General features: G+C 42.3%; 22 protein-coding genes, 1 tRNA gene and 1 other RNA gene. 17 read left to right on the plus strand and 7 right to left on the minus strand.

Annotated elements, in window-relative coordinates; genetic code table 11:
* Nucleotides 1–29: 29 nt before the first annotated feature.
* Nucleotides 30–791: a hypothetical protein gene (locus ACPEGP_RS11205; protein WP_288727933.1), complete on the minus strand. Its 762-nt coding sequence runs from the start codon at nt 789–791 to the stop codon at nt 30–32.
* A gap of 137 nt (nt 792–928) precedes the next feature.
* Nucleotides 929–1,396 (minus strand): Lrp/AsnC family transcriptional regulator, encoded by a 468-nt coding sequence (locus tag ACPEGP_RS11210; RefSeq protein ID WP_289051376.1) that lies wholly within the window; start codon nt 1,394–1,396, stop codon nt 929–931.
* Between the two features lie 273 nt (nt 1,397–1,669).
* Between ACPEGP_RS11210 and rarD the strand changes: the two genes are divergently transcribed.
* Complete coding sequence (gene rarD, locus ACPEGP_RS11215) at nt 1,670–2,692, plus strand: EamA family transporter RarD (protein WP_423813471.1); 1,023 nt, start codon at nt 1,670–1,672, stop codon at nt 2,690–2,692.
* 117 nt (nt 2,693–2,809) lie between these two features.
* Here rarD and smpB read toward each other — a convergent pair whose 3' ends face one another.
* Complete coding sequence (gene smpB, locus ACPEGP_RS11220) at nt 2,810–3,286, minus strand: SsrA-binding protein SmpB (protein WP_068405891.1); 477 nt, start codon at nt 3,284–3,286, stop codon at nt 2,810–2,812.
* A 248-nt stretch (nt 3,287–3,534) separates the two neighbouring features.
* On the opposite strand from smpB, the gene coaD reads away from it, so the two are divergent.
* The 13 genes from coaD to ACPEGP_RS11285 all read left to right on the plus strand — a co-directional run bounded on the left by coaD (nt 3,535) and on the right by ACPEGP_RS11285 (nt 14,840).
* Nucleotides 3,535–4,044 carry a pantetheine-phosphate adenylyltransferase gene (gene coaD, locus ACPEGP_RS11225; protein WP_201590451.1) on the plus strand — a complete coding sequence of 170 codons (510 nt, stop codon included), beginning with the start codon at nt 3,535–3,537 and terminating at the stop codon, nt 4,042–4,044.
* Between the two features lie 122 nt (nt 4,045–4,166).
* A complete protein-coding gene (locus ACPEGP_RS11230; RefSeq protein WP_191691164.1) occupies nt 4,167–4,415 on the plus strand; it encodes a YfhL family 4Fe-4S dicluster ferredoxin in 249 nt (82 codons plus the stop codon).
* Nucleotides 4,416–4,418: 3 nt separating this feature from the next.
* Nucleotides 4,419–5,756, plus strand: a complete 1,338-nt coding sequence (gene bioA, locus ACPEGP_RS11235) for an adenosylmethionine--8-amino-7-oxononanoate transaminase (protein ID WP_423813472.1) — start codon at nt 4,419–4,421, stop codon at nt 5,754–5,756.
* Entirely contained in the window at nt 5,753–6,472 is a 720-nt protein-coding gene (gene bioD, locus ACPEGP_RS11240) for a dethiobiotin synthase (RefSeq protein ID WP_423813473.1), read from the plus strand. Before bioA ends, bioD begins: the two co-directional genes overlap by 4 nt.
* Before the next feature lie 89 nt (nt 6,473–6,561).
* Nucleotides 6,562–6,928, plus strand: an RNA gene (gene rnpB / locus ACPEGP_RS11245) — RNase P RNA component class A.
* 138 nt (nt 6,929–7,066) lie between these two features.
* Nucleotides 7,067–7,143 (plus strand) — tRNA-Met (locus tag ACPEGP_RS11250).
* Between the two features lie 308 nt (nt 7,144–7,451).
* Nucleotides 7,452–9,251, plus strand: coding sequence for a translation elongation factor 4 (gene lepA / locus ACPEGP_RS11255; RefSeq protein WP_068405877.1), 1,800 nt, complete (start codon nt 7,452–7,454; stop codon nt 9,249–9,251).
* 102 nt (nt 9,252–9,353) lie between these two features.
* Nucleotides 9,354–10,256, plus strand: a complete 903-nt coding sequence (gene lepB / locus ACPEGP_RS11260; protein ID WP_423813474.1) for a signal peptidase I — start codon at nt 9,354–9,356, stop codon at nt 10,254–10,256.
* A gap of 169 nt (nt 10,257–10,425) precedes the next feature.
* On the plus strand, nt 10,426–10,821 hold the full coding sequence (locus tag ACPEGP_RS11265; RefSeq protein ID WP_191691159.1) for a DUF4845 domain-containing protein: 396 nt from the start codon (nt 10,426–10,428) through the stop codon (nt 10,819–10,821).
* A gap of 150 nt (nt 10,822–10,971) precedes the next feature.
* Nucleotides 10,972–11,769: a ribonuclease III gene (rnc, locus tag ACPEGP_RS11270; protein ID WP_068405869.1), complete on the plus strand. Its 798-nt coding sequence runs from the start codon at nt 10,972–10,974 to the stop codon at nt 11,767–11,769.
* 270 nt (nt 11,770–12,039) lie between these two features.
* Nucleotides 12,040–13,116, plus strand: a complete 1,077-nt coding sequence (gene era / locus ACPEGP_RS11275) for a GTPase Era (RefSeq protein WP_423814282.1) — start codon at nt 12,040–12,042, stop codon at nt 13,114–13,116.
* Nucleotides 13,117–13,190: 74 nt separating this feature from the next.
* Nucleotides 13,191–13,967 (plus strand): DNA repair protein RecO, encoded by a 777-nt coding sequence (gene recO, locus ACPEGP_RS11280; RefSeq protein WP_288726212.1) that lies wholly within the window; start codon nt 13,191–13,193, stop codon nt 13,965–13,967.
* Between the two features lie 75 nt (nt 13,968–14,042).
* The gene (locus tag ACPEGP_RS11285; RefSeq protein WP_423813475.1) at nt 14,043–14,840 is read left to right on the plus strand and encodes a pyridoxine 5'-phosphate synthase; all 798 of its coding nucleotides are present in this window, start codon (nt 14,043–14,045) and stop codon (nt 14,838–14,840) included.
* A gap of 19 nt (nt 14,841–14,859) precedes the next feature.
* On the opposite strand, the gene ACPEGP_RS11290 is transcribed toward ACPEGP_RS11285, so the two are convergent.
* Nucleotides 14,860–15,447: a pilus assembly FimT family protein gene (locus tag ACPEGP_RS11290; RefSeq protein ID WP_423813476.1), complete on the minus strand. Its 588-nt coding sequence runs from the start codon at nt 15,445–15,447 to the stop codon at nt 14,860–14,862.
* Between the two features lie 543 nt (nt 15,448–15,990).
* Here ACPEGP_RS11290 and ACPEGP_RS11295 point away from each other — a divergent pair.
* From ACPEGP_RS11295 to mscL, 3 genes are all read left to right on the plus strand, one after another.
* Nucleotides 15,991–17,190 (plus strand): OmpA family protein, encoded by a 1,200-nt coding sequence (locus ACPEGP_RS11295; protein ID WP_423813477.1) that lies wholly within the window; start codon nt 15,991–15,993, stop codon nt 17,188–17,190.
* A gap of 350 nt (nt 17,191–17,540) precedes the next feature.
* Nucleotides 17,541–19,388, plus strand: a complete 1,848-nt coding sequence (gene typA / locus ACPEGP_RS11300; RefSeq protein ID WP_068403956.1) for a translational GTPase TypA — start codon at nt 17,541–17,543, stop codon at nt 19,386–19,388.
* 278 nt (nt 19,389–19,666) lie between these two features.
* Nucleotides 19,667–20,110 (plus strand): large conductance mechanosensitive channel protein MscL, encoded by a 444-nt coding sequence (gene mscL, locus ACPEGP_RS11305; RefSeq protein WP_144297554.1) that lies wholly within the window; start codon nt 19,667–19,669, stop codon nt 20,108–20,110.
* Between the two features lie 88 nt (nt 20,111–20,198).
* On the opposite strand, the gene ACPEGP_RS11310 is transcribed toward mscL, so the two are convergent.
* The 3 genes from ACPEGP_RS11310 to ACPEGP_RS11320 form a co-directional block, all read right to left on the minus strand.
* Nucleotides 20,199–20,639, minus strand: coding sequence for a hypothetical protein (locus ACPEGP_RS11310; protein ID WP_288726218.1), 441 nt, complete (start codon nt 20,637–20,639; stop codon nt 20,199–20,201).
* A 369-nt stretch (nt 20,640–21,008) separates the two neighbouring features.
* Nucleotides 21,009–21,944 carry a bifunctional DNA-formamidopyrimidine glycosylase/DNA-(apurinic or apyrimidinic site) lyase gene (gene mutM, locus ACPEGP_RS11315; RefSeq protein ID WP_423813478.1) on the minus strand — a complete coding sequence of 312 codons (936 nt, stop codon included), beginning with the start codon at nt 21,942–21,944 and terminating at the stop codon, nt 21,009–21,011.
* A 64-nt stretch (nt 21,945–22,008) separates the two neighbouring features.
* Complete coding sequence (locus ACPEGP_RS11320; protein WP_198328495.1) at nt 22,009–24,561, minus strand: RelA/SpoT family protein; 2,553 nt, start codon at nt 24,559–24,561, stop codon at nt 22,009–22,011.
* Nucleotides 24,562–24,967: the final 406 nt, after the last annotated feature.

A 24,967-nucleotide genomic window follows, 5' to 3' on the forward strand; every position in this document is an offset into this window, starting at 1 on the left:
TTGTTTATGTATGAGTTAAACTGAAAAATTTATTGATCTAAAAGCTGGAAGGGAAAGGTAACGACATCAAAAGCAAGGGCAAAGGGCAATAACACCAGCTTTTGCGCGGTATTAGCACCACTGCGAGAGACTTGTTGTTGCTGACTTTGGGTATAAAAACTGACCGTATAAGGTTTGCTTAAAGCGCGGTAATTAGATTGAATTAAGCTTAAATTACTCACTTGCGGATAGATAGCGCCTTTAACAGGCACACTAAAGCAAAAGCGCTGAGCATTGATGCGTTGGTCGCTGACTGAAGTACAGTCGCGGCCATTATTTTGCAAAAAGAATTGATAGTCTGAGCGCTGGAATTCATCTTTTAACTTGGCATACGACAATTTCATTTCGCCCTGAAAATAGCCATCATTGTTGGGCACATAAAAACTCATGTCGTTATCGACGTGGATGTTCTTTGGTGTCAGATTGCTTAATAAGCCAATCATTTCCGTGCCGCCTTGGGTCAGCACATAGCTATTTTTTTCACCGACAATGACCATGGTGGCATTGGGCGTTTTTGGTAATGCCTTTGCAGGGCGACCAAAAGCGACAATTTGGTCTTCAGACAAGACTTGCTTGCTAGTTTTGCTGCTGACGTGATTGTCACTTTCTAATAAAGAGCTGGTGGCGCAGCCTGAGCTGGCAAGCAATGCCGCAAGTGATGCGCCTGTTAATAAGGTTTTTGGATTGAATAACTTCGATAGGGTCTGAGCATTCTTATTGGTATCGTTAGGCGGTATCTTTTTACTCATCATTAGGCTTCCTTGTCTGCTATACGGTTGATAATTTATCTAGCATTTAATGCCAAACATTCGTTGCTATCGTACCTTTTTTAGCGATGGCTTATCCACTCTTATTGATGATAAAAATTGCATGGGCTTTGTAGCTGTTATTAATCGAGTAAAATCTTTGTCCCACTCTTCGTGAAATTCATCACAAACTGACTTTTAAAGCTGCGCACATTGTTCTCGTAAGTCAGCAAATTACGGGTAAATTCATGATAATCGTTCATGTTTTTGGCATTGACCATCAACATAAAATCCGCATCTCCTGAAACTTCATAGCAGCTCATTACTCGCGGTTGGTCATGCATTAAGCGCTCAAATCGATGTTGCATCGAGGTATTGGAGCGCGACATCTCTATCATGACCACCGCCGTCAGTCCGTAACCGACCTTATTTGGATCAACGATAGCGACTTGTTTGGTAATCACACCGCTATCTATTAATGCTTGAATACGGCGCTGGGCGGTAGCGATTGAGACATGCACGCGTTCTGCCACCGTTTTTAACGGCAAAGTCGTATCGTCCTGTAGCAAATTTAAAATAGTTTTATCGGTATCGTCTAAAATATGGCTCACAGTAGCTCTTCCCTAGAAAATCACAAATATTAAGATTTTTATTATAAATATTATTGTTATTAATTCAAACACAAGAAAATAAATAGTTATTGACGATATTTTAGATAAATTTATTCATATAATCTATTATATAGAAATAATATCTCATAGCACCTTAGTAAAATAGACGCTATTAATCAAAGCTTAGCAATCAAAGCTTGTGAATAATTGAGTAAGCAAAATAAAAACAATCGCTAAGCCTTCTAACGTCTATCTATATTTACGGTGCTTATTATGTCGAACCTAACGCCCTCTAATGTCTCTACTAATATGCTCACAGCTACCGTTTCACGCTTGCCGTTGCCTGCTGTTTGGACAGCAGGTAGTGCGCAGCAGCGTACATTGATAATGGGCGTGGCGCTGGCGATATTATCAAACCTGTTATTTGGTGTGCTTTATGCCTATAGCAGTTTTTTGGCGCCATTGTCAGGTACGCAAGTTTTTATCTGGCGCATGCTAGCGATGTGGGCAGCGCTAATAGGGTATTTGCTGATTAGTGGGCGTTTGGGTTTGCATCTTGATAAATTAAAGGCGCTGCGCACGGTAAAGCATTGGGCTTGGTTATTATTGCCAACGCCGATATTTCTTAGCCAGTTTTGGCTGTTTATGTGGGCGCCAGTTAATGGGCAGGGCGTGCAAACCGCGATGGGTTATTTTCTCTTTCCACTGATGATGGTGGTGTTTGGTTGCGTCCTATTTGGCGAAAAATTGAGCCGTCTGCAATGGTTGGCGGTTGGCTTTGCCGCTGTCGGCGTCGGTAGTGAGATTGTACGTACCCAAAGTGTTTCTTGGGCGACGCTTTGGGTCTGCGGCAGCTATCCTGTTTATTATATTTTACGCCGCCTACAAGGTATCGGCGCGATTACAGGTTTGCTGGTGGATTTAACCATCTTTGCACCGTTTGCCGTCGCCTATTTATTATTTGTTGCGCCGAGCAGTTTAGGATTGGTTGGCAGCTCTAGCTTTTTTATCATGATGTTGGCAGGGCTTGGCATGCTTAGCGTGCTGGCAATGAAAACCAATGTTGATGCCAGTCAAATGTTACCCGTCAACGTTTACGGTATGATGAGCTATATCGAGCCGGCGTTATTATTTATCTTAGCCATCACTGTCTTGGGCAATCCTTTTGAATCAGCGATGATTTATAGTTATGGCTTAATTTGGCTCGGAATCGCTTGCTTAATCGCGCACGGTATCCGTCAATTACGCCGCGCTCATAAAGAGTCGCAGCTTAATAGAATAGCGCAAACGGTCTAAAATTTGCTTCGTTAAATTAACAAGTTTACCTTAACAATGTCATAGAAAAGGACGATTCAACAATATGCTGAATCGTCCTTTTTGCGTTAGATTAAAATGTATCACTTACAACGTTTTTTAATCCAAATGTTGCTTAAAGCCGCGCTGCTTATCACGTTCCCAGTCGCGGTCTTTGAGCGTTTTACGTTTGTCGTGCTGCTTTTTACCGACGGCAAGCGCAATCTGGCATTTCACTAAGGAATTTTTCCAGTAGCAAGATAAGGGTACGCACGCATAGCCTTTTTGATTGACCGCGCCCATGAGTTTTTCGATTTCGCGGCGATTGAGCAGCAGCTTACGGGTGCGGATGCTGTCAGGGCTGACGTGTGTTGAGCTTGAAAGCAGCGGCTGAATATGGGCGCCAAACAAGAACGCCTCATTATTACGAAAGATAATATACGCTTCGGTAATCGTCATTTTACCAGCGCGAATGGCCTTCACTTCCCAGCCTTGTAACGATAGACCTGCTTCAAAGGTTTCTTCAATAAAATACTCGTGACGAGCTTTTTTATTGGCACAGATTTGATTGTCAGGTTTTTTTGATTTTTTTGACATAATTTCTCCATAAGGACTTTTACATACATAGTTTGTATAAACTGTCCTTGTCTAACTGTTCCTCATTCTAACCCTTAAATGTAGATATTTTTTTACCTATTAAGAGCGATGAGTCGAACCGACTATTGTAGCAAAGCGCACGGCGAAAAGGTGAATCGGCTGTTAGGACAAATGTAGCAGATAAGTAGGAAGTTTGAGCAAAATTTGCTAGCATATGGGTCATTATCATTAACTATATTAGCCCTGTTATGAGCCCTTCTGCTACTTCTTCAAAATTGCATACCAAAATTTTATACCCTGGTACCTTTGACCCGATTACCAACGGTCATGTCGACTTGGTTAAACGCGCGGCTAAATTGTTCGATGAGGTCGTCATCGCCGTGGCCTCTGGTCATCATAAAAAACCATTGTTCGATTTTGAGGAGCGCGTGCATTTGGTCGAGACGGTATTTACGGATTTGCCGCAAGTGTCGGTGATTGGTTTTGAAGGCTTGCTGGTCGATTTTATGCGCGAAAAAAACGCCACGGCGGTCTTGCGTGGTCTGCGCGCGATGTCAGACTTTGAATATGAGTTTCAGCTAGCCAATATGAATCGCGAGCTTGATGAGAATTTTGAAGCGGTATTTTTAACGCCGTCGCAAAATTACTCGTTTATCTCATCGACTATGATTCGTGAAATTGCCAAACTTGGCGGCGATGTGACGAAATTTGTGCCACCTTGCGTCTCAGAAGCTTTTATAAAAAAACTCAGCAGCTAACATTTAGTGAAGCACTTACTAAGTTAAGCTTTAAGGATGAGTTGGTGGTTTAATATTAAGCATAATCGTAAGCCACGGACGTATCCATTTATTATCAACTGCTAGCAAATAAGGAGCAGTTTATGGCGTTATTAATTACCGATGAATGCATCAATTGTGATGTCTGCGAGCCTGCTTGCCCAAATGAAGCCATCTCAGAGGGCGATGATATTTATGTCATCGACCCTGATTTATGTACAGAGTGTGTTGGTCATTTTGATGAGCCGCAATGCGTGGTCATCTGTCCTGTCGACTGTATCCCGCATGACCCAGACCACGTCGAAACCCAAAGCGATTTATTGGCAAAATACAAACGCATTACTGGCAAATAAAAAATGAAGAGATCTGACCCCTTAACAAACAACCTCTCAACCAACGATTTCGACCAACAGCACCTTTGGCATCCTTATGCCAGCTTACCACCCACCTATCCTAATATCGTCATCGACCATGCTGAAGGTATTTATATTGTCACTAACGATGGCACGCGCCTGATTGACGGTATGTCGTCATGGTGGGCAAGTGTGCATGGCTATCATCACCCCAAGTTAAATGCAGCGATGATTGCACAACTGGGCAAAATGGCGCATGTGATGTTTGGCGGCTTGACCCATCAGCCAGCGATAGATTTAGGCAAAAAATTATTATCCATTGTCCCTGATGGTCTTGATGCGATATTTTATGCCGATAGCGGCAGCATTGCAGTCGAAGTGGCGCTAAAAATGGCGCTGCAGTATCAAATCGCGGTTGGACGTACTGAAAAAAACCAATTTGCCTCGACCCATTCCGGCTACTATGGCGATACCTGGCACGCGATGAGTGTCTGTGACCCAGTCGGCGGCATGCATAGCTTGTATGGCAAACAGTTACCTTTGCAGCATTTTGTCCCTGCACCGCCATTAGGATTTGAGCGTCCGCTCACACAAAGTGAGCGTGATGAATTAACCACATTTTTTGCTAAACATAGCCATCAGCTTGCCGGATTTATTATTGAGCCAATTATTCAAGGCGCAGGAGGTATGCGCTTTTATAGTCCGGAATATCTACAACTATTACGCCAATTGTGTGATGAAAATGACGTACTGCTCATTGCAGATGAAATCGCCACTGGGTTTGGGCGTAGCGGCAAGCTATTTGCTTGCGAACATGCCAATATTAGTCCTGATATTATGACCATTGGCAAGGCGCTAACAGGCGGCTATATGACCTTTGCAGCGACCCTCTGTACCCGTGAGGTTGCCGAAACCATTAGCCAAAGCGACTATCCAGCCCTGATGCATGGTCCGACCTTTATGGGCAATCCGCTGGCCTGTGCTGTTGCTTGTGCGTCGATTGATTTAATCTTATCTTATGATATCGAATCGCGTACCACAAATATGCAAACTATCATGGATGAGCAGCTAGCCACAGCGGCAAATTTAAATGGCGTTGCGGATGTTCGTTGTTTAGGCGCGGTCGCTGTGATTGAGCTAGATGAGGCGGTTGATATGCCAGTTTTTCAATCTTTGCTGATTGACAATGGCATTTGGGTCAGACCCTTTGGCAAATTGGTCTATATTATGCCGCCTTATGTCATTAGCGATGACGAACTGGTGACGTTGTGCCAAGCGCTACTAACCGTCGTCACTATTTATTTGGGTCAAATGTCTACGACCAACAGAGTTTCGCTATGAGTGTGCTATTTATATCCGGCATTGATACCGATATTGGCAAGACTTATGCCACAGGTATGATGGCGAAAGCGCTGATGCAGCAAGGCATTAGCGTCATCACTCAAAAGCTGGTACAAACAGGCGTTAGTATCGATTCAGCTAGTGGTAAAATGAATATTGCAGATGATATTGTCACTCATCGTCAATTAATGGGAATTCCATTGCAGCCTTGTGATTTAGACTTTACCACTTGTCTGTATCGTTATGAAAAACCCGCGTCGCCGCATTTATCTGTCAAGCTTGCTAACGACGTTCTAGACCCCAAAGTTATCACTAAAACTACGCAGCAATTGCAACAAAGCTACGACGCGGTACTATTAGAAGGCGCAGGCGGGTTACTGGTACCAATCACTGAACAACTATTAACCTTAGATTATATCGCTGAGCAGGGCTATCCAGTTGTTTTGGTAACCTCAGGGCGGCTTGGTAGTATCAATCATACCTTGCTGAGTTTGGAGGTAATCAAGGCGCGCGGTTTAACGCTGCATAGCGTGATTTATAACCATATTCATGATAGTGCCGCTCAGACAGATGATGAGATTGCCAATAGTACGATTGAGTATTTGAAAAACTATCTAGCGCGCCATTATCCAAACAGCTATTGGTTACAAATGGCGCAACAGACAAATAGCACTATAGGTAATGATAATTTAGCTTTACCGCCAGATTTTATTTAAACGCTTTTATTTAAATAGTTTTATAGCAACAAATAAATAAGCGCAAAACACTTTCCACACCTGATACTAATTTTGCTATACTAGCGCGCTTGGTAGACTAGGCGATCGCCGCTGCACACTGGCAACAGATGCGCAGGGGAGGAAAGTCCGGGCTACATAGGGCAGCGTGCCAGCTAACGGCTGGGCAGGGTAACTTGACGACAAGTGCAGCAGAGAGCAGACCGCCTTTGGTGTCGCAAGACATTATCGGTAAGGGTGAAAGGGTGCGGTAAGAGCGCACCGCGTGAATGGCAACATCTCACGGCAGGGTAAACTCCACGCGTAGCAAGACCAAATAGGCATCGATATGGCGCGGCCCGCGTTCGATGCGGGTAGGTTGCTTGAGCGTATCAGCGATGATACGCCTAGAGGAATGATCGTCCACGACAGAACCCGGCTTATCGGTCTACCAACTTTTTTGTTTTGCGGTTCGTTTTTATCGTTAGTATTATGCATATTTACCGTTAATTTGGATGAAATGCGTATTTTTCGCAAAAAATGCTAATTAGGGGTTGACGCCAGTCCTCTCTATCGGTATTATACCGAGCCTTAAATGGCGATGTAGCTCAGCTGGTTAGAGCGCACGACTCATAATCGTGAGGTCAAGAGTTCAAGTCTCTTCATCGCCACCATATTTAGTAAGACCAGCAGTAATAAAATGCCAATCATCTTATGATTGGTTTTTTTTTGCCTGATTTTTGCTTGCTGACAAAATCAACTTACTTTATAGCGGAAAACTGCTAGAATACCTTCGTATGCCTGCGCGTCATAAAAGTTAGTCATTTGCGCTGTGGGCATTTCAATTGCGGCAATACAGTAGGTACTTAATCTGTCTCTTTTGGCGTATTGGCCAGTATGAGCTATAAGTATGTATTCGACGGTTGCCATCTGACACTATGTATATCCGTTATTCAATCCTCCATTATTTAGTAGGCGCTTTGTGACTGCATTAGCCAATATTCGTAACTTTTCTATTATTGCCCACATTGATCACGGCAAGTCGACCCTTGCTGACCGTTTTATTCAAATGTGTGGTGCCTTGCAAGATCGTGAGATGCAGGCGCAAGTTCTTGATTCTATGGACATTGAGCGTGAGCGCGGCATCACTATTAAAGCCCAGTCTGTGACCTTGTTTTATGATCATCCTAACGGTGAGCGTTATCAGCTAAACTTCATTGATACGCCCGGTCACGTCGATTTCTCTTATGAGGTCTCACGCTCATTAGCGGCTTGCGAAGGCGCGCTATTGGTCGTTGATGCCGCACAAGGCGTTGAAGCACAGTCGGTTGCCAACTGTTATACCGCTGTTGACCAAGGCTTAGAGGTGATGGCGGTTTTAAATAAAATTGACTTGCCGCAAGTTGAGCCTGAGCGCGTGATTCAAGAGATTGAAGACATTATCGGTATTGATGCTGTTGATGCGCCGCGCGTCTCAGCAAAATCCGGTCTTGGTGTCGATAAACTGCTAGAAGCCTTGGTTGAATTTATTCCTGCGCCAACGGGCGACCGTGATGCACCGCTACAGGCATTGATTATCGACTCATGGTTTGATAACTATCTGGGCGTGGTTTCTTTAGTACGTGTGCGTGAAGGAACGATTAAAAAAGGCGATAAGCTGTATATTAAGTCGACCAAAGAGGCGCACTTAGTGGGCTCAATTGGTGTCTTTACCCCGAAACCTGTAGACACAGGTATTTTACAAGCGGGCGAAGTAGGCTTTGTTATCGCAGGAATCAAAGATATTGCTGGTGCACCTGTTGGCGATACGATTACCCATGCCAGTACGCCTGATGTTGAGCGTATTCCTGGATTTAAGCAAATCACGCCGCAAGTTTATTCTGGTATGTTCCCAGTAGATTCTAGTGATTTTGAAAAATTCCGTGAAGCGCTGCAAAAACTTCAGATTAACGATGCGTCGCTATACTTTGAGCCTGATACCTCCGACGCGCTCGGCTTTGGTTTTCGCTGTGGCTTCTTAGGTATGCTGCACATGGAGATTATCCAAGAGCGTTTAGAGCGTGAATATGACTTGGATTTAATCACCACCGCGCCGTCGGTTATTTATGAGATTGAAAAGAAAAATGGCGAAGTCATTTACGTAGATAACCCGTCAAGATTGCCTGAACCAAATAATATCGAAGAGTTCCGTGAGCCAATTGCCCGCTGTCAGATTTTAGTGCCGCAAGATTACTTGGGTAACGTTATGACACTATGTATTGAGCGCCGCGGCGTCCAAGTCGATATGCGTTTTATGGGTCGTCAAGTGCAGTTGATTTTTGATATTCCGATGGGCGAGGTGGTCATGGACTTCTTTGACCGCCTAAAATCAGTGTCACGCGGATTTGCGTCGCTCGATTATAATTTCGAGCGCTATCAAGCTGATAAATTGGTCAAAGTTGACGTCCTCATCAATGGCGATAAAGTCGATGCCTTAGCGATGATTGTACACCAAGATCAAGCACGTTTCCGTGGCAATCAGCTGGTTACTAAGATGAAAGAGCTGATTCCACGTCAGATGTTTGATGTGGCGATTCAAGCGGCAATTGGCAGTCAAATTATCGGTCGTAGTACCGTCAAAGCCATGCGTAAAGACGTCCTAGCGAAGTGTTATGGCGGTGACGTCTCACGTAAGAAAAAACTACTGTCTAAGCAAAAAGCGGGTAAAAAACGTATGAAGCAAGTGGGTAACGTCGAGATTCCACAAGAAGCCTTCTTAGCCGTCTTGCAGGTCGATAATTAAACGTTCATTATATTTTAAAAGATAAAAACACAGCAATATTTGGCATAGACAGCTTTACTGCAACCGTAGTTTGATTTTCAGCTCGTTAATAGGCAAATTCGTATGGATTTTGATTTTAATTTAATTTTAGTGCCATTAACCATTGGCCTAGGTATTATTTGGCTATTAGAGAAGCTGACGCTCAAACAGCGTAAAACCCGCGGTCGCGGTAAAGAAAGCTTACTGGTCCGTTGGGCATATGATTTTTTCCCAGTGTTAGCGGTGGTCTTGATAGTGCGCTCATTCTTGATTGAGCCGTTTAATATTCCTTCATCGTCGATGGTGCCAACCTTGTATACGGGTGATTTTATCGCGGTCAATAAATACGCGTATGGCGTACGTCTGCCGCTGACTTATAATAAAGTGCTTGATACAGGCGCGCCTGAGCATGGCGATGTGGCCGTTTTCCGCTACCCAGAAAACCCAAGTATTTACTATATTAAGCGCGTGATCGGCTTGCCGGGCGATACCGTCAGTTATAATCAAGGGACGCTGGCAATTAATGATACGCCAGTTCCTACCAAAGCGGTCAATTTTGACGCCGATGCTGAGCTGACCTCACAGCTATATCCAGCCGGACAAGTGGCACCTGGACAGGTCTTGACTGAAGACAATGCCATACGAATGGGGCAGCAAGAAGAAAGTGAGGCAAAGTACTTTGAAGAGATTCAAGGCGACAACAAACACTTGGTTCGCTATTTAGCGGATATGAATAGCTCGCAGTACGCGCCGTTTTTACAGCAAGAATCGCCGGAAGTGGTCAGCTCTGAAGGCACAGAATGGCGTATCAAAGTGCCAGAAGGTCATTATTTTGTAATGGGTGACAACCGCGACCGTAGTGCTGATGGACGTTTTTGGGGTTTTGTGCCCGATGATAATTTAGCGGGTAAAGCGGTCTATATTTGGATGCATAAACCGCCCGGTCTTAACTTACCAACCTTTAAGCGCAATGGTAGTATTGATTAATATTATTGCTGCATTAAAGAATAATGCTGTGCTAAAGAATAATGTACCGATAATAGTTTGTGCTAATATGATGGTTGTTTAATAAAAACCATCATATTAAAGGTTGTTAACAAGACAGTTTTCTAAATATGGCAGTTTACCTATAGCAACTTACCCCTTGAGAGGTCTTATGGTGCAGCAGTTATCTGGGTTGTCTTCGCAGCGCGGTGCTAGTGTAACGAGTGTCGTTTTTATTATTATCGTTTTGGGCGTGGCTGCTAAATTGCTCGTCGCTATTGCTCCAGCGCAAATTGGCGATTACCAATTGACAAAAACCTTAAGTGCGCAGCTTAAAGAGTCCAATGCCAATAAAGAAACGGCCAAGCAGTTTGTAGAGCGCGTGAATAAGCAGCTGTCTATTAACGCCGATTATGATACCAAAGCAGAAGAAGTGTTTACTTTTACTGATAAGAAACCAGGTCAATTGGCTATTCATAAGAAGTATGAAACCACCAATAATTTTTTTGGTAATATCGATATCGTTAATCGCTTTGAAGGCGACATTGATGCTACTACTGCTGAGTAATTTAACTATTAAAGCTTATATATCAAAACTTAAAGCGTTAAAATCAAAGTAATAAAGTACTTTGTTATTTTTAATTTTCTAACCAATTTCTAAAACACTGGTATTGCATTATATTTACCACTGAAAAAAAGGGATACACACAGACCACGCATGAAACCAACTTCGCAGTCTCCTCAAGCGGTTCCCAATCCCCATAAAAATAGCGTGTCTGATGACACGCTTATTATTAGCGCAGAATTTATTCAACGGTTAGCGATCTTGTCGCGCAAGTTGGGCTATGTGTTTAATGATTTAAGCTTGCCTAAGCTGGCGCTTACCCATCGTTCCTTTGATAGTAAGAAAAACTATGAGCGCTTAGAGTTTTTGGGCGACGCTTTATTAGGGATGATCGTTGGTGAGGCCTTATATCACCGCTATCCTACGCAAAATGAAGGCCGTCTGACGCGCATGCGGGCAACTTTGGTACGGCAGGAATCGCTAGTAATTATTGCGCAAAACCTAGAGCTGTCTAATCATTTGATATTGGGCGTGGGTGAGCGAAAAGGCGGCGGGCGCAATCGTGCTTCTATCTTGGCAGATGCGGTAGAGTCATTAATAGGCGCTATTTATTTAGACAGTCAAGATATGGATATTACCCGTGCGTGCGTGCTATCGTGGTATGGTGATCTCATAGACAATGTCAGTGACCAAAAAGCGCTAAAAGACGCCAAGAGCCGTTTACAAGAATGGCTGCAATCTAAGCAGTTTGATTTGCCACATTATGAGCTGATGGAAACCCGTGGTAACGCTCCGCACCAAATCTTTGTGGTGCGTTGTCAAGTTAATATAAATAATTGTCCTGATATTACCGAATCTGGTGAAAGTCGCCGTATCGCTGAGCAAAAAGCAGCAGAATTAATGATTAATCAGCTACATAAACTGCCAGGACAGCCAAAAAGACGTACCTAGTTTTTTAAAGCTCATTTTTTAAAAACCATTTTCTCTAATACTAAATTCGATGATTTTAATAAATAATTTCAAGGAATTGTTTTTTGAAATTTTCAATCTTTTTAACATGATCAATCTTATGTCGCTTTTCTTTAAACAATTAATAAGTGGCATAACTGATGACAACCTCCATAGGATTAACCCATGAGCAATCACCGTGATTTGCCATTAAATAATGAAGATAATGCCAGAGATATGACCGAAAACCCAGATATGAGTTCAAACCAAAATATGGCTGAAGAAAATGACGTTGTACAAGATGACGCGCAGAAAAACAACGTCAGATTAAACGATACCAATCTAAAAGTTAATAACACCGAAGATACGACGTTAGATAACGATGCGACGATAGAAGAGTTCTTTTCATCAAATAACAATGCCCATGTCGCTGAAGATTTTAAAGCCGGTTATGTGGCGATTGTTGGTCGCCCAAATGTGGGTAAATCAACCTTGATGAACCATTTATTGGGTCAAAAGCTGTCTATCACATCGCGTAAACCGCAAACCACCCGTCACCGTATTCACGGCATTTTGTCCAATGACGAGATGCAAGCGGTGTTTGTTGATACCCCAGGTATTCATCGCAATGAGGTACGCGCTATCAATGAGCGTATGAATAAAGCAGCCGTCTCTGCATTGGTTGATGTTGATTTGGTCTTATTTGTCGTTGATTCAGATCAGTGGCGTGATGACGATTTGTTGACCCTACAAAAGCTTGGCGATACCAATCTGACCGTAGTATTGGTGATTAATAAAGCCGATACGCTAAAAGATAAAGGTAGCGTGTTACCACTGATCGAAACGTTTAATGAAAGTTTTGATTTCGCTGATATCGTTCCTGTTTCTGCTTTAAAAAATCAAAACCTAGACCGCTTGCAAGAAGTGATAGCCTCGCATTTGCCAATCGCCGACCCTATCTATGATAGCGAGCAGATTACCGATCGCTCAGAGCGCTTCTTAGCCAGTGAAATTATTCGCGAAAAAATCATGCGTAGTGCCGGTGATGAAGTACCTTACGATTTGACAGTACAGATTGATGGTTTTAAAGACGAAGCGGCGCATATTGACCCCAAAACTGGCCGTCCGCGTAAAGCGGTCACTTTTATCGATGCGACCATTTATGTTGAGCGTAGCGGACAAAAAGCGATTGTCATTGGTGATAAGGGTCAGCGTATCAAACAGGTCGGCATGGATGCGCGTAAAGACATGGAACAGCTGTTTGATAAAAAAATCATGTTAACACTGTGGGTGAAAGTGAAACGCGGCTGGTCTGATGATGAGCGCGCTTTGACCAGTTTAGGATATTAAGCACGATTAAAAAAGCATGGTGAGTAGATGTTTATCGCCATGTCTCTATATCACCACGGCTGAGGTAATAATCCATGCGTAATGAAGCGTTAATCGGTTATTTATTACATCAGCGCCCCTACCAAGAAAAGCGCGCCTTATACTATCTGTTTTCTCAGCAACATGGTGTCATCCATGGCGTTGGCAAAAAAGGCGCGCCGCTTTTTATGCCCCTGCAACTTTTTGCCAGTGGTAAACGCGATTTAAAAACATTCACGCAGATTAATATCGCGCCATTAAGCTCGATTCAAGATTCAGTAGCCCAAAATTCTTTAGCACTAAAAGACAGTAACGTAAATCTAGCCCAGACGCTGCATCATGAAAATATCAGCGGACAACATCAGTATGCAGCCTTGTATTTAAATGAAATACTGTGGCGACTATTACCCACCGAAGATCCCATGCCAATATTATGGCAACACTACCAAAATAGCCTACAGCAGCTTAAGCAGCCTTTAACTGCGGACGGGCTGCGTCTGTGTTTGCGTCAGTTTGAAGCGTATTTGTTCAACGAATTAGGCTTTGCTTTAACCTTAAAACATGACAGTTTAGATCAAGCTATCGAGCTCGACACCTGGTACCGTTTCCTACCTGATGTGGGCTTAGTGCCAATTATTCATAATGATGATATAGCTGTTACACAAAACATTTTTAAAGGTAATGAGATTTTATCGATGGCAGAGCAAGGTTTATCTACCTCAAATCTCAATGCATGGTCACGTTTGCATCGACAATTGATTGATCATTTGCTCGATTATCAGCCTTTACAAAGTCGCTTACTTTGGCAGCAGCAACAGCGCTATCAATCTTAACTTAAGCGTAAGATACCAATATTCTATAAACTATTTTTTAGTAAATTACTTCAATATGTATAAAAGGATTTTTTTATGATTAATGCAACAGTAAAGACTTCCAACTTAGCACAAACTTCACAAAAAGCCTTAAAAAGGCCTCTGTTAGGGGTAAATATTGACCATGTAGCGACCTTACGTCAGGCTCGCGGTGTCAGTTACCCTAGCCCCTTGGCGGCTGCTCTGCTATGTGAGCAAGCTGGAGCTGATGGTATCACCATTCATTTGCGTGAAGACCGCCGACACATTCAAGACGCTGACGTTTATGAGATAGCTGAGCAGCTAACCACCAGAATGAACTTGGAGATAGCAGCAACGGCTGAGATGCTAGAGATTGCTCGTCAAGTTAAGCCGTATTGGGTATGTCTAGTACCTGAAAAACGTGCCGAATTGACTACCGAAGGCGGACTTGACGTTGCAGGGCAGGTAGCTTGGCTAACAGATTATGTTAGTAAATTACAAGCAGTAGGTGTCAAGGTTTCTTTATTTATTGATCCAGAAGACAAGCAGATTGCGGCAGCGGTAAGCTGTGGGGCAGATGCAATTGAATTGCATACTGGTGCCTATGCGGAAGCGGGTTTAGCAGGTAATATCGCTAAAAAGAATGATGAGCTTACTCGAATTAAGCAAGCTGTGCAAACCGCGCAACATGCTGATCCCAAGCTTTTGGTTAATGCGGGTCATGGTTTGACGCGTGATAATGTCCACGCTATTGCGCAAATTGATGGTATATATGAGCTAAATATCGGACACGCTCTTATTGCTGATGCTGTTTTTGTGGGGTTAGAGCAAGCGGTTGTTATGATGAAGTCTGCTATGCGTCAAAATGTTTAAACACTTAATGTCGTAATTTCTATTGTCCACAATCAGTAGGGTGGCTTGCATTAGGCTTATAAGTAATGCCTCCGCCTTGGTTGAATGAGATTTGATACATGGCATGATTATAAGTTGAGGTTGGACAGTACTTAATATGTCCGAAATGGCCGCGAGGTTTACCGCTATCGCCCCAGAATTTAGTGTAATGGCGATTATTTCCTACCCGTAAATACAAGGTGCTGTATTTAGGTTCTAAAGCCTGTTCTTCTAGCAGGTCATCAACTCCTAAGTCGAAGTTTTTATTATTATTTGCATCTAAAAATAATAATAGCTTCTTATAGCTGTCTCTATGACATGTAGCGCCGTCATTAGAAAGACAAACCAACAAGTTTTGTCTTCTAATGTGGCTTTCAGCTTTCGCTAACTTTAGCGTATTTTTAATTTGGCTCTCGATACGTTTTGCTTCCATGCTTGCTAATTGCTCTAGAATATAGGGCGTCGCAATCATTACTATAATAGTCAGCACAGCGACAGTAACAATCAGCTCTATCAAGGTAAAGCCATATTTATTATGTGCTTGAAAATGCGTCTGCTTTCTTGACGATACTTTATATAATTCAATCATGAGAGACTGCTACCTATACAAGAGGTACGGCTATACATTAATAATCGACTAACCTGAATATTGCGCCCGAATTTCAAGTAACTATAAAATTTGCGTAAGTTTTATACTATCAGCTATTAGTAAAAAAAAGTTCAATTATCCGAATATAAACCAAATATATGTCTACTGTCAAAGAATGTTTCAATTCGTGAATAAGGAGTTTTAAGGATAGAGAAAATTAACGATTTGTATTAAAATATCTTGAAACAATAGATAGGATTCGTTTCATCATCTATTGCGACCTCACACACAAAAGATAAAGAGTGTAAAGTGTGTTAGTCGTCAGTAAGTTAAGCTGGCTAATGTGTTTTAGTTATGACATTATCGTGTAATAATGTGTAGCTGGTTAACGAAAAAAGTTGTAAATTGAATTGATAATCGCTAAGCTACTTCTTAATTGGTTTTGCTTTGTAATTTCAAATTCGTAAATGATGTCTGCTTTTGGGCATCTTAAGATGCGGTTTTGCTTGACGCATTACTAAAATTATCCTTTGGAGGAAGTTCATGAAATTAAATAAAATTGCTTTGGCATTATTTGCCATTACAGCGGCTCCACTAGCAGCAAACGCGGGTGTTACTATTAGCCCATTATTACTTGGTTATCATTACAGTGAAGGCGCTGATGATGAGCAACGTGAGCTATTAGAAAACTATAATGGAAGCGGCGAAAACTTTTATAAAGAAAATGGTTTATATACTGGTGCAGCACTCGGTATTGAACTAACGCCTTCTACTCAGTTCCAAGTTGAGTATGGTGTATCAAATACTGATGCTATTGGTGCAGATAGCTCTGGCAATCCTCTTTCAGGCTCTTATGATACTGAACAAGAAATGATTTCTGGTAACTTCTTGATCGGTTTTGAAGAATTCAGTGGCTACACTGATAACGCATTTAAACCATATGCATTAGTTGGTGCTGGTCAATCTAAAATCGAAATCGAAGATGCTTCTGGTAACGAAGTTACAAGTACTAAAGATACCATCGGTAACCTAGGTCTAGGTGCTATGTATCGTATCAATGATGCACTAAGCCTACGTGGTGAAGCTCGTGCGATTCATAACTTTGACCAAAACTGGTGGGAAGGCATGGCTTTGGCCGGTCTAGAAGTCGTACTAGGTGGTCATTTAGCACCTACTGTTGCTGTACCGCCAATGCAAGAGCCACTAGTTGATACTGCTCCAGTAGTAGTCGTTGAGTCTGATCTTGACTCTGACGGTGATGGCGTACCTGATAGCATCGATGCATGCCCAGGCACTCCAATGAACGTAGTGGTTGATGAGCGCGGTTGCCCAGTACCAGTAGATATTACTGATGAACTAAAAATGGAACTACGTGTGTTCTTTGATAACGACAAATCAACTATCAAAAACCAATACAAACCTGAAATCGCTAAAGTAGCAGAGAAGATGCGTGAGTATCCTAACTCTACCGCTCGCGTTGAAGGTCACGCTTCTAAAACAGGTCCTTCAGCACGTTATAACCAACGTTTATCTGAAGCCCGTGCAGTTGCTGTGAAATCTATGTTGACCAACGAATTTGGTATCGAGCCAAACCGTCTATCAACAGTTGGCTATGGTTATGACCAACCAATCGCTGATAACAACACTGAAGAAGGTCGCGCTATGAACCGTCGTGTATATGCCATCATTACTGGTGACAAAACCATGACTGTTGAACAAACTAAAGATATGGTTGTTCAGTAAGTAGACGCTACTAATTATGTATTAACTTAATTAGTTACAAAAAAAGTCATCCTTTGGGTGGCTTTTTTTTATTTATACACTCAGAAAAGTAAGTTATTGCATAAATTGATAGCGCAATAATGTTATACTAGCGACCCAAACACTTTGTAAACTGACAAAGTGTACATTAGCATAGCTATCTGTACGATGGATTTATCAGCATAGGTATTTGATTTCGTTAATATTAAATTGCTGTACGTATTGTGCAATTATTTAATCCTAAGCCAATCATGTCTATCTGGTTGATGTTAACAGTTTATCCAGCGGTGCTTACTGCTACTGCATTTTTTAAGACGAAACGAGCATTTTATATGGCGAACGATATCAAACACCTGCGTAACATTGCAATTATTGCCCACGTTGACCACGGTAAAACCACTTTGGTTGATAAGTTATTACATCAATCTGGTACTTTTGGCGACCGTGCAAACATTGCGGAACGCGCAATGGATTCAGGTGATATTGAGCAAGAGCGTGGCATTACTATTTTGGCGAAAAATACGGCCATCCGCTGGACAGATGACACTGATGGCACTGAATACCGTATTAATATTGTCGACACCCCAGGTCACGCCGACTTTGGTGGCGAAGTCGAACGCGTTATGTCAATGGTTGACTGCGTATTGTTGGTTGTTGACGGTGTTGATGGCCCAATGCCGCAAACCCGTTTCGTAACTCAAAAGGCGTTCGAGCAAGGCCTAAAGCCGATTGTGGTTATCAATAAAATTGACCGTCCTGGTTCACGTCCTGATTGGGTAATGGATCAAATCTTTGATCTATTTGATAATTTGGGTGCTACTGACGAGCAATTAGATTTCCCAGTGGTTTATGCATCTGCCTTAAACGGTATTGCTGGTTTGGAAGCAGATAACTTGGCGGATGACATGACGCCGTTGTTCAAAACAATCGTTGATGTGGTACAGCCACCGCAAGTCGATGCAGATGCACCTTTCCGCATGCAAATTTCTAGCCTTGACTATAACAGCTTCGTTGGCGTTATCGGTATTGGCCGTATTCAACGCGGTAAAGTTAAAACCAATACGCCTGTGACTGTCATTGATAAGAATGGTAAAACGCGTAACGGTCGTATCCTAAAAATCATGGGTTATCACGGTCTTGAGCGTATTGAAGTAGACGATGCGCAAGCGGGCGATATCGTTTGTATTACCGGTATTGATGCGCTAAATATTTCAGACACCATTTGTGACCCTAACCATGTTGAAGCGTTACCAGCATTGACTGTTGATGAACCAACGGTATCGATGAACTTCCAAGTAAACAATTCACCATTTGCCGGTCGTGAAGGTAAATTTGTGACATCACGTAATATTCGTGAGCGTCTTGAGCGTGAATTGATTCACAACGTGGCGCTACGTGTAGAAGACACCGAGTCTCCAGATAAATTTAAAGTATCAGGTCGTGGTGAGCTACATTTATCAGTATTGATCGAAAACATGCGCCGCGAAGGTTTTGAGCTTGGCGTATCAGGTCCAGAAGTTATTGTTAAAGAAGTAGATGGCAAGCTACAAGAACCGTATGAAAATGTTGTCTTTGATATTGAAGACGCGCATCAAGGTCCAATTATGGAACAAGTCGGCTTGCGTAAAGGCGAGATGACCAATATGGAGCTTGATGGTAAAGGTCGTATGCGTATTGAAGCGACTATGCCTGCGCGTGGTTTGATTGGTTTCCGTTCAGAGTTTTTAACCCTGACCTCGGGCACCGGTATCATGACTTCAAGCTTCTCACATTACGGTCCACAAAAGATCGGTGATGTTGGTGGTCGCTCAAACGGTGTATTGGTTTCTATGGCCAATGGTGTTTGCTTAGGTTTCGCCCTATTTAACCTACAAAAACGTGGTAAATTATTTGCTGAGCCACAGCTTGAAGTTTATGAAGGTATGATTGTTGGTCTAAACTCTCGTAACGATGATATGGTTGTCAATCCAACGACTGCTAAACAATTAACCAACGTCCGTGCCAGTGGTACTGATGAAGCGTTGACGCTGACGCCAGCGGTTAAGTTTACCCTTGAGCAAGCGCTTGAATTCATTCAAGATGATGAGTTAGTAGAAGTAACGCCAAAAGCCATACGTCTGCGTAAGCGTTATTTGACTGAAAATGAGCGTAAGCGTCATGGACGCAAGAAAAATGCTTAATATCGATACGTAAATTACTTGGTAATTTATATTTTCAATTTTAGAAAAGTACTCAAAGCTAATTTTTCATGATTAGCTTTGACATCGAAAATTAGCAGTATAAGGTGAGCAAAATAAAGTTCACTTTATATTGCTTTTTTGTGTGCTTGGTTTTCATATATAATAAAAATGATCTAATCAATAAGTGCTATCTATTTAGAAAGGTTTAAAGACTCGACATTAGAAAATCTAGTTCATCATCTATATAATAATTAATTAAACTTTCAAGGAGTGACATTATGAGTATGGTATCTGAGTTTAAGGAATTTGCTTTAAAAGGTAACGTGATGGACCTAGCGGTCGGTGTCATCATTGGTGGCGCTTTTGCGACCATCACGACTTCTTTAGTTGAAGATATTATTATGCCTATCGTTGCTTTTATTGCGGGCGGCGAAATCAACTTTAAAAATATGTTTTTTATACTAGGAGATGCGCCTGAAGGTGTGGCAATGACTTATGATGCACTTAAGGCAGCAGGCGTACCGGTGTTGGCTTATGGTAGCTTTATCACAGTGTTGATTAACTTCCTAATTTTGGCGTTTATCATATTTATGATGGTAAAAATGGTTAATAGATTACGCCGTGCAGATGAGGTAGAAGAAGCGGTTGCAGAGCCGTCAGAAGAGGTGCAATTACTGCGTGAGATTAGCGCTAAGCTGAGTAATACTCACCTTACAAAATAAAATCATATAATTCGCTTACCAAAATCAAAAAAGGCTAACGATAAGTTAGCCTTTTTTATTGTCGATTGATAAGCTCGAAGTTTTTTAATTAAGGTTTAACTACCACATAGTCATTGGTATTAATCAGAATTTCTGAGGGTTGATCGACGACAATACGGACCACGTTATTATCAACGACTTGTGACTTATAATAATTGTCTTCGGCAACCGTACAGCCTAGGCAGCGTCCCATGGCATCCCAAGGTTCAACGAATAATTTCTGCTGTGCTTGGTCGGCGTTACCGCCGATAAGCGAGAAGGGCAGACTAACAAGATAAGCGGCGGTGCCTGCCACAGCGGTCACTAACTGTAATGGTTTACCAACAATAGTATCAACTGCCATGGTCTCATAAGAGGGGCCAAAATCCGTTTCATCGATTTCTATCGCTGCTAGAACGGGCTGCATGCTAGCAAAAATCAAGCTTATGCTTGCCATCATGGTCAGTAGTTTATATTTAGCTGTGCGTTTCATTTTAGCTGGAGCGCTCATAATGATATCCTAAAACTCATAAGAAGTATGATTCATAGCTGCTGCTATTTCCATACAGAGACAACTTCCCTATAGAAATAATGCGACAACGATAGGCATTGATAAATAGTTTTAATATTACAGATAAATAAACGCTTTGCACTATTTATGTAAATATTGGCACTATTAAAGCAAGATTTAAGTCAATAAGCAACAAAAATGCGCAGGATATATTTATATGAAAGATGTTTCTTAAAACGAATAAGTTTGAATGGAGTTTTTAATAGCGTTAAATCAGATTTCCATAAAAAGTATTCATTGTGGCAATTCAGTGCTTTATAGCTTTGCAGACTTTTTAAATCTTCAGCTGTGAGGGAGTTTAGAAATGGATTATTTAGTAGGCTGACAGTTAGGGCAGAAGACACTGGCACGCCCATTTAACTTAATATTTTCTAATAGCGTATCGCAATGCGGACAGGTTTCGCCCTGTCTACCATAAACATTTAAAGTTTGCTGGAAGTAGCCGGTTTGACCGCTGGCAACGGCAAAATCGCGTAATGTGGAACCACCTAGCGTGATGGCCTTTTTTAAAATGGCTTTGATATGCTCAACCAAGATAACTATTTGCTCATGAGATACTTCATTGGCTGGTGTTGCCGGATGAATACCTGATAAATAAAGGCTTTCAGTTGCATAAATATTACCAACGCCAACAACGACTTGCTGCTCCATAATTACTGATTTAATCGCGCGCTTGATAGGCTGCTTGCTATTGGTTTTGTTAGCTATGTTGTTATCCAAGGTTTGATTTGGATTGTCCGAGCGCTGTATTAAATGATATAAATAATCAGCGGTAAAATCTGCTGATAATGGCTCGGGACCCAAATGATCCAAAAGCTTATGACCGTAATCTTTAAACCATAGCACTGAGCCAAATCGCCTCGGATCATAATAATGTAGCTGTGTTTGGCTATTATCAGCGCCGCTAAATGTCACTACTAAATGGTCATGTTTACGCTTATCGGTGCCATAGCTATGTTGCTGTAAGCTACCCGACATACCAAGGTGAATCAAAAGTTGACGCGGTGCTAAGCTATTTGGCTGAATAGAAGCGTTGGTATTAACAGAAGTGAGCGGTATAAAATTTAGGATTAAATACTTCGCTCGGCGCTCGACACTGTCCAAAGTATAATCAACCAGTTGGTTTAAATCATCGGGCATCGACCAGCGTAATTTTGGTTGAAAAACTTTGACATCGACCACTTGTTGACCTAATAAAGGTGTCAGGCTGGTTTTGGTGGTTTCTACTTCCGGCAACTCAGGCATAGTATTTCTTATCAGACTCTATTATATATAAAGGTTATTTTCAAAGATTTTAAAGTTTAAGCTATCAAACAACAGCACGGCGAGCATGCAAAATACCATGCTGCTGCTCGAGCTTGGCAAGTAACTTAGACAAATGCGCGAGCCCTGAAACTTCAATATGAAACTTTAAAAAGGCGATATTGTCATCGTTACTGAGCGTCTCAACCTGACGAATATTGACATTTTCTTTATCAATAATTTGGGTCAAATCACGCAGTAACCCGCGCCTGTCATAGGCTTCGACATGGATATCTACCGGCTGATAACGACCAGCTTTAACTGTCCAAGCGGCTTCAATTTCACGCTCAGGATCCCGTTCAATCAAGCGCAGGTATTCGGGGCAGCCACGGTTATGTACGCTGACGCCGCGCGATAAGGTAATATAGCCTGCGATAGGTTCACCGTGGACAGGATGGCAGCAGCCGGCTAGGTTAATCTCGATATTATCCAAACCATCGATACGGATTTTATAAGCATCAAGTTTCCCCGCGTTTCTCGTATCGATACTTGGGGTGAAATCTTCTTCAGGTTTTTCAGGCTCTAAATCTAACTGGCGTGAAATATGACTGGTCAATTGATTAAGACTGATATCACCCGTGACCAAACCAACCACGATATCATCGGTATTATTGACGTTAAAATGCTGGATATAATCGTTTAAATCAATACTGTTTGGGTGCACCGACAAGCGCTCAAGCTCTTTACTGAGCATTTGGCGACCTATCTCGATATTTTTATCGCGGTCTTGCTTATTAAACCATTGACGCAGTTTTGAGCGCGCGCGATTGGTATGAATATAACCGAGCGAGGCGACTAGCCAATCGCGATTGGGTTCACGCGAGGCTTTGGTAATAATCTCAACTTGTTCGCCCGTTTTTAACTGGTAAGTCAGCGGCACATAGCGCTGATTGACGCGCGCCGCTTGCGCTCGGTTACCGACTTGCGTGTGTACATAATAAGCGAAGTCCAGTACAGTGGCGCCTTTTGGCAGCTCGGTAATATCGCCATCACGACTAAAGATATAAATACGCTCGAGCTCATCGAAATCAACCAACTGCTCATCATCGTCGAACTCGATTTCTTCTAATTCTTCGCCAGTCAGTAATGCTGAGCGCGGCTGATTGCGCGTTTCGTTATTAATCGATAAGAGCTGACGTAATGAGCTGATTCTTTGGTTAAGGTAATTGTCCTTTTTATTTTTCAGGCCTTCTTTGTAATTGACGTGTGCGCACATGCCAAGCTCGGCCTCGAAGTGCATTTCTTGAGTACGAATTTGTACTTCTAGCGATTTATTTTCGGCAATAACGGCGGTATGAAGCGAGCGATAACCATTTGATTTTGGATTGGTAATATAGTCGTCGAATTGCTCAGGGATATAGCGCCATAAACCGTGTACCAAGCCCAACACGTGATAGCAATCTGAAGGATTATTGACCAAGACCCGTAGCGCGCGAATGTCATATAGCTGATCAAAGGATAAACCTTTGAGCTTCATTTTTCGGTAAATAGAATAAATATGCTTGACGCGGCCTGAAACCTCGCCTTCGATACCCGCTTCCGCCAACGCTTCATTGAGCTTATCTTGTACGCGCTGAATATAAGACTCACGTTCGCTGCGTTTTTCTGATAAAAGTTTGGCAATCTCTTTATAACGCTCAGGCGCCAGATAGCGAAAGGCTAAATCTTCAAGCTCCCATTTTAATTGGGCAATGCCCAGCCTGTGAGCCAGTGGCGCATAAATGGTCATAACCTCACGCGCGACCCGATATTGTCGTTCTTCACCAGAAAAAGTCAGTTCGCGCATGGCAAAGGTACGTTCAGCCAGTTTAATCAGCACCACGCGGACATCGTTGGTCACAGAGATGAGCATACTATAAATGTTGGAGAGCTGATCACGCTGATTATTAACGAAATGGTCTTCTAAGCGCTTATTGCTTTCGATGATTTCGGACAGTTTTCCCATCGCCAAGGTATCTTTGACCAAGGTTGAGATATCGGCACCGAATTTTTTTTCAATTTCCGCGAGGCTAATAATCGATTTGCGGGCGCTACGATAAAGCATCGCGGCGACAAGCGCATTTTCATCTTGATAAAGGTAAGTCAAGATATCGGTCATGGCAATACCGGTGACATATGCGCCTGAACGTTCAGATTCACTGGTATTCATATGACTGCGGATAAATTCGCAAGCGCTAGCAAGATTGGGCACAGACTCTTGCCCGATACGCTTGGCAACATTATCCAGCCAAGTAGGGACGTCGATATTTATCTGATCTAAATCAATGGCTTCTAGTTCTTGTGCCGAAAGCGCATTGGCATCATTAAGCAATTGATTGTTTAAATATTCATCTTCAAGGTTAGGGTCATGGCTGTGGTAAGCATACTGAGCAGAGCGATCAAAGGTAGTATGCAGTTTATGAGTAGACAGCTGATATTTGATGTCGTGTGGAATTTGGGCATAGCTATTGGCAGACTGATGAGAGCGTTGGCTCGCGACCAGTTGTGCGGCCAATGTTGCGCTATCGGCTTGCGTGGTTTGTCCATCTACCAGCGGTAGCCCTTCACGAATTTTTACCATAGCCCACTCCTCTTAGCTATTCTAAATTGATTAAAAGCCCATTTACCAACCACACTTTTAGGTTTCCATAGGTAAAGTGTCAGCTATAAATCAATTCAGCCGCTAAAAAATCCATTTTTAGCAGCTATAAAATGACAGACATAAATAATATATAAAGCGCTGAGTAAGGATAAAGGATACTCACGATATCTTGTTGAAGAAAGCCTAAATACATTGGCTGTTATTATCTCATGTCACAATGACAAATCAAGCAAGGCTCTGTAATGATAATGTCGCTTTCGATAACATAACGCCTTTTTATCCCTATCGTTCAGGCCATTTTTGCTTAAATTAATAGGTTAAAAAAGGTCGTCTTTATTTATATCTGTCATACGTTATTTTGGTGTTTTAGAACAGCGTGTATTAA

Source organism: Psychrobacter sp. 219-2-C (assembly GCF_049560815.1).
Classification (GTDB): Bacteria; Pseudomonadota; Gammaproteobacteria; order Pseudomonadales; family Moraxellaceae; genus Psychrobacter; species Psychrobacter faecalis.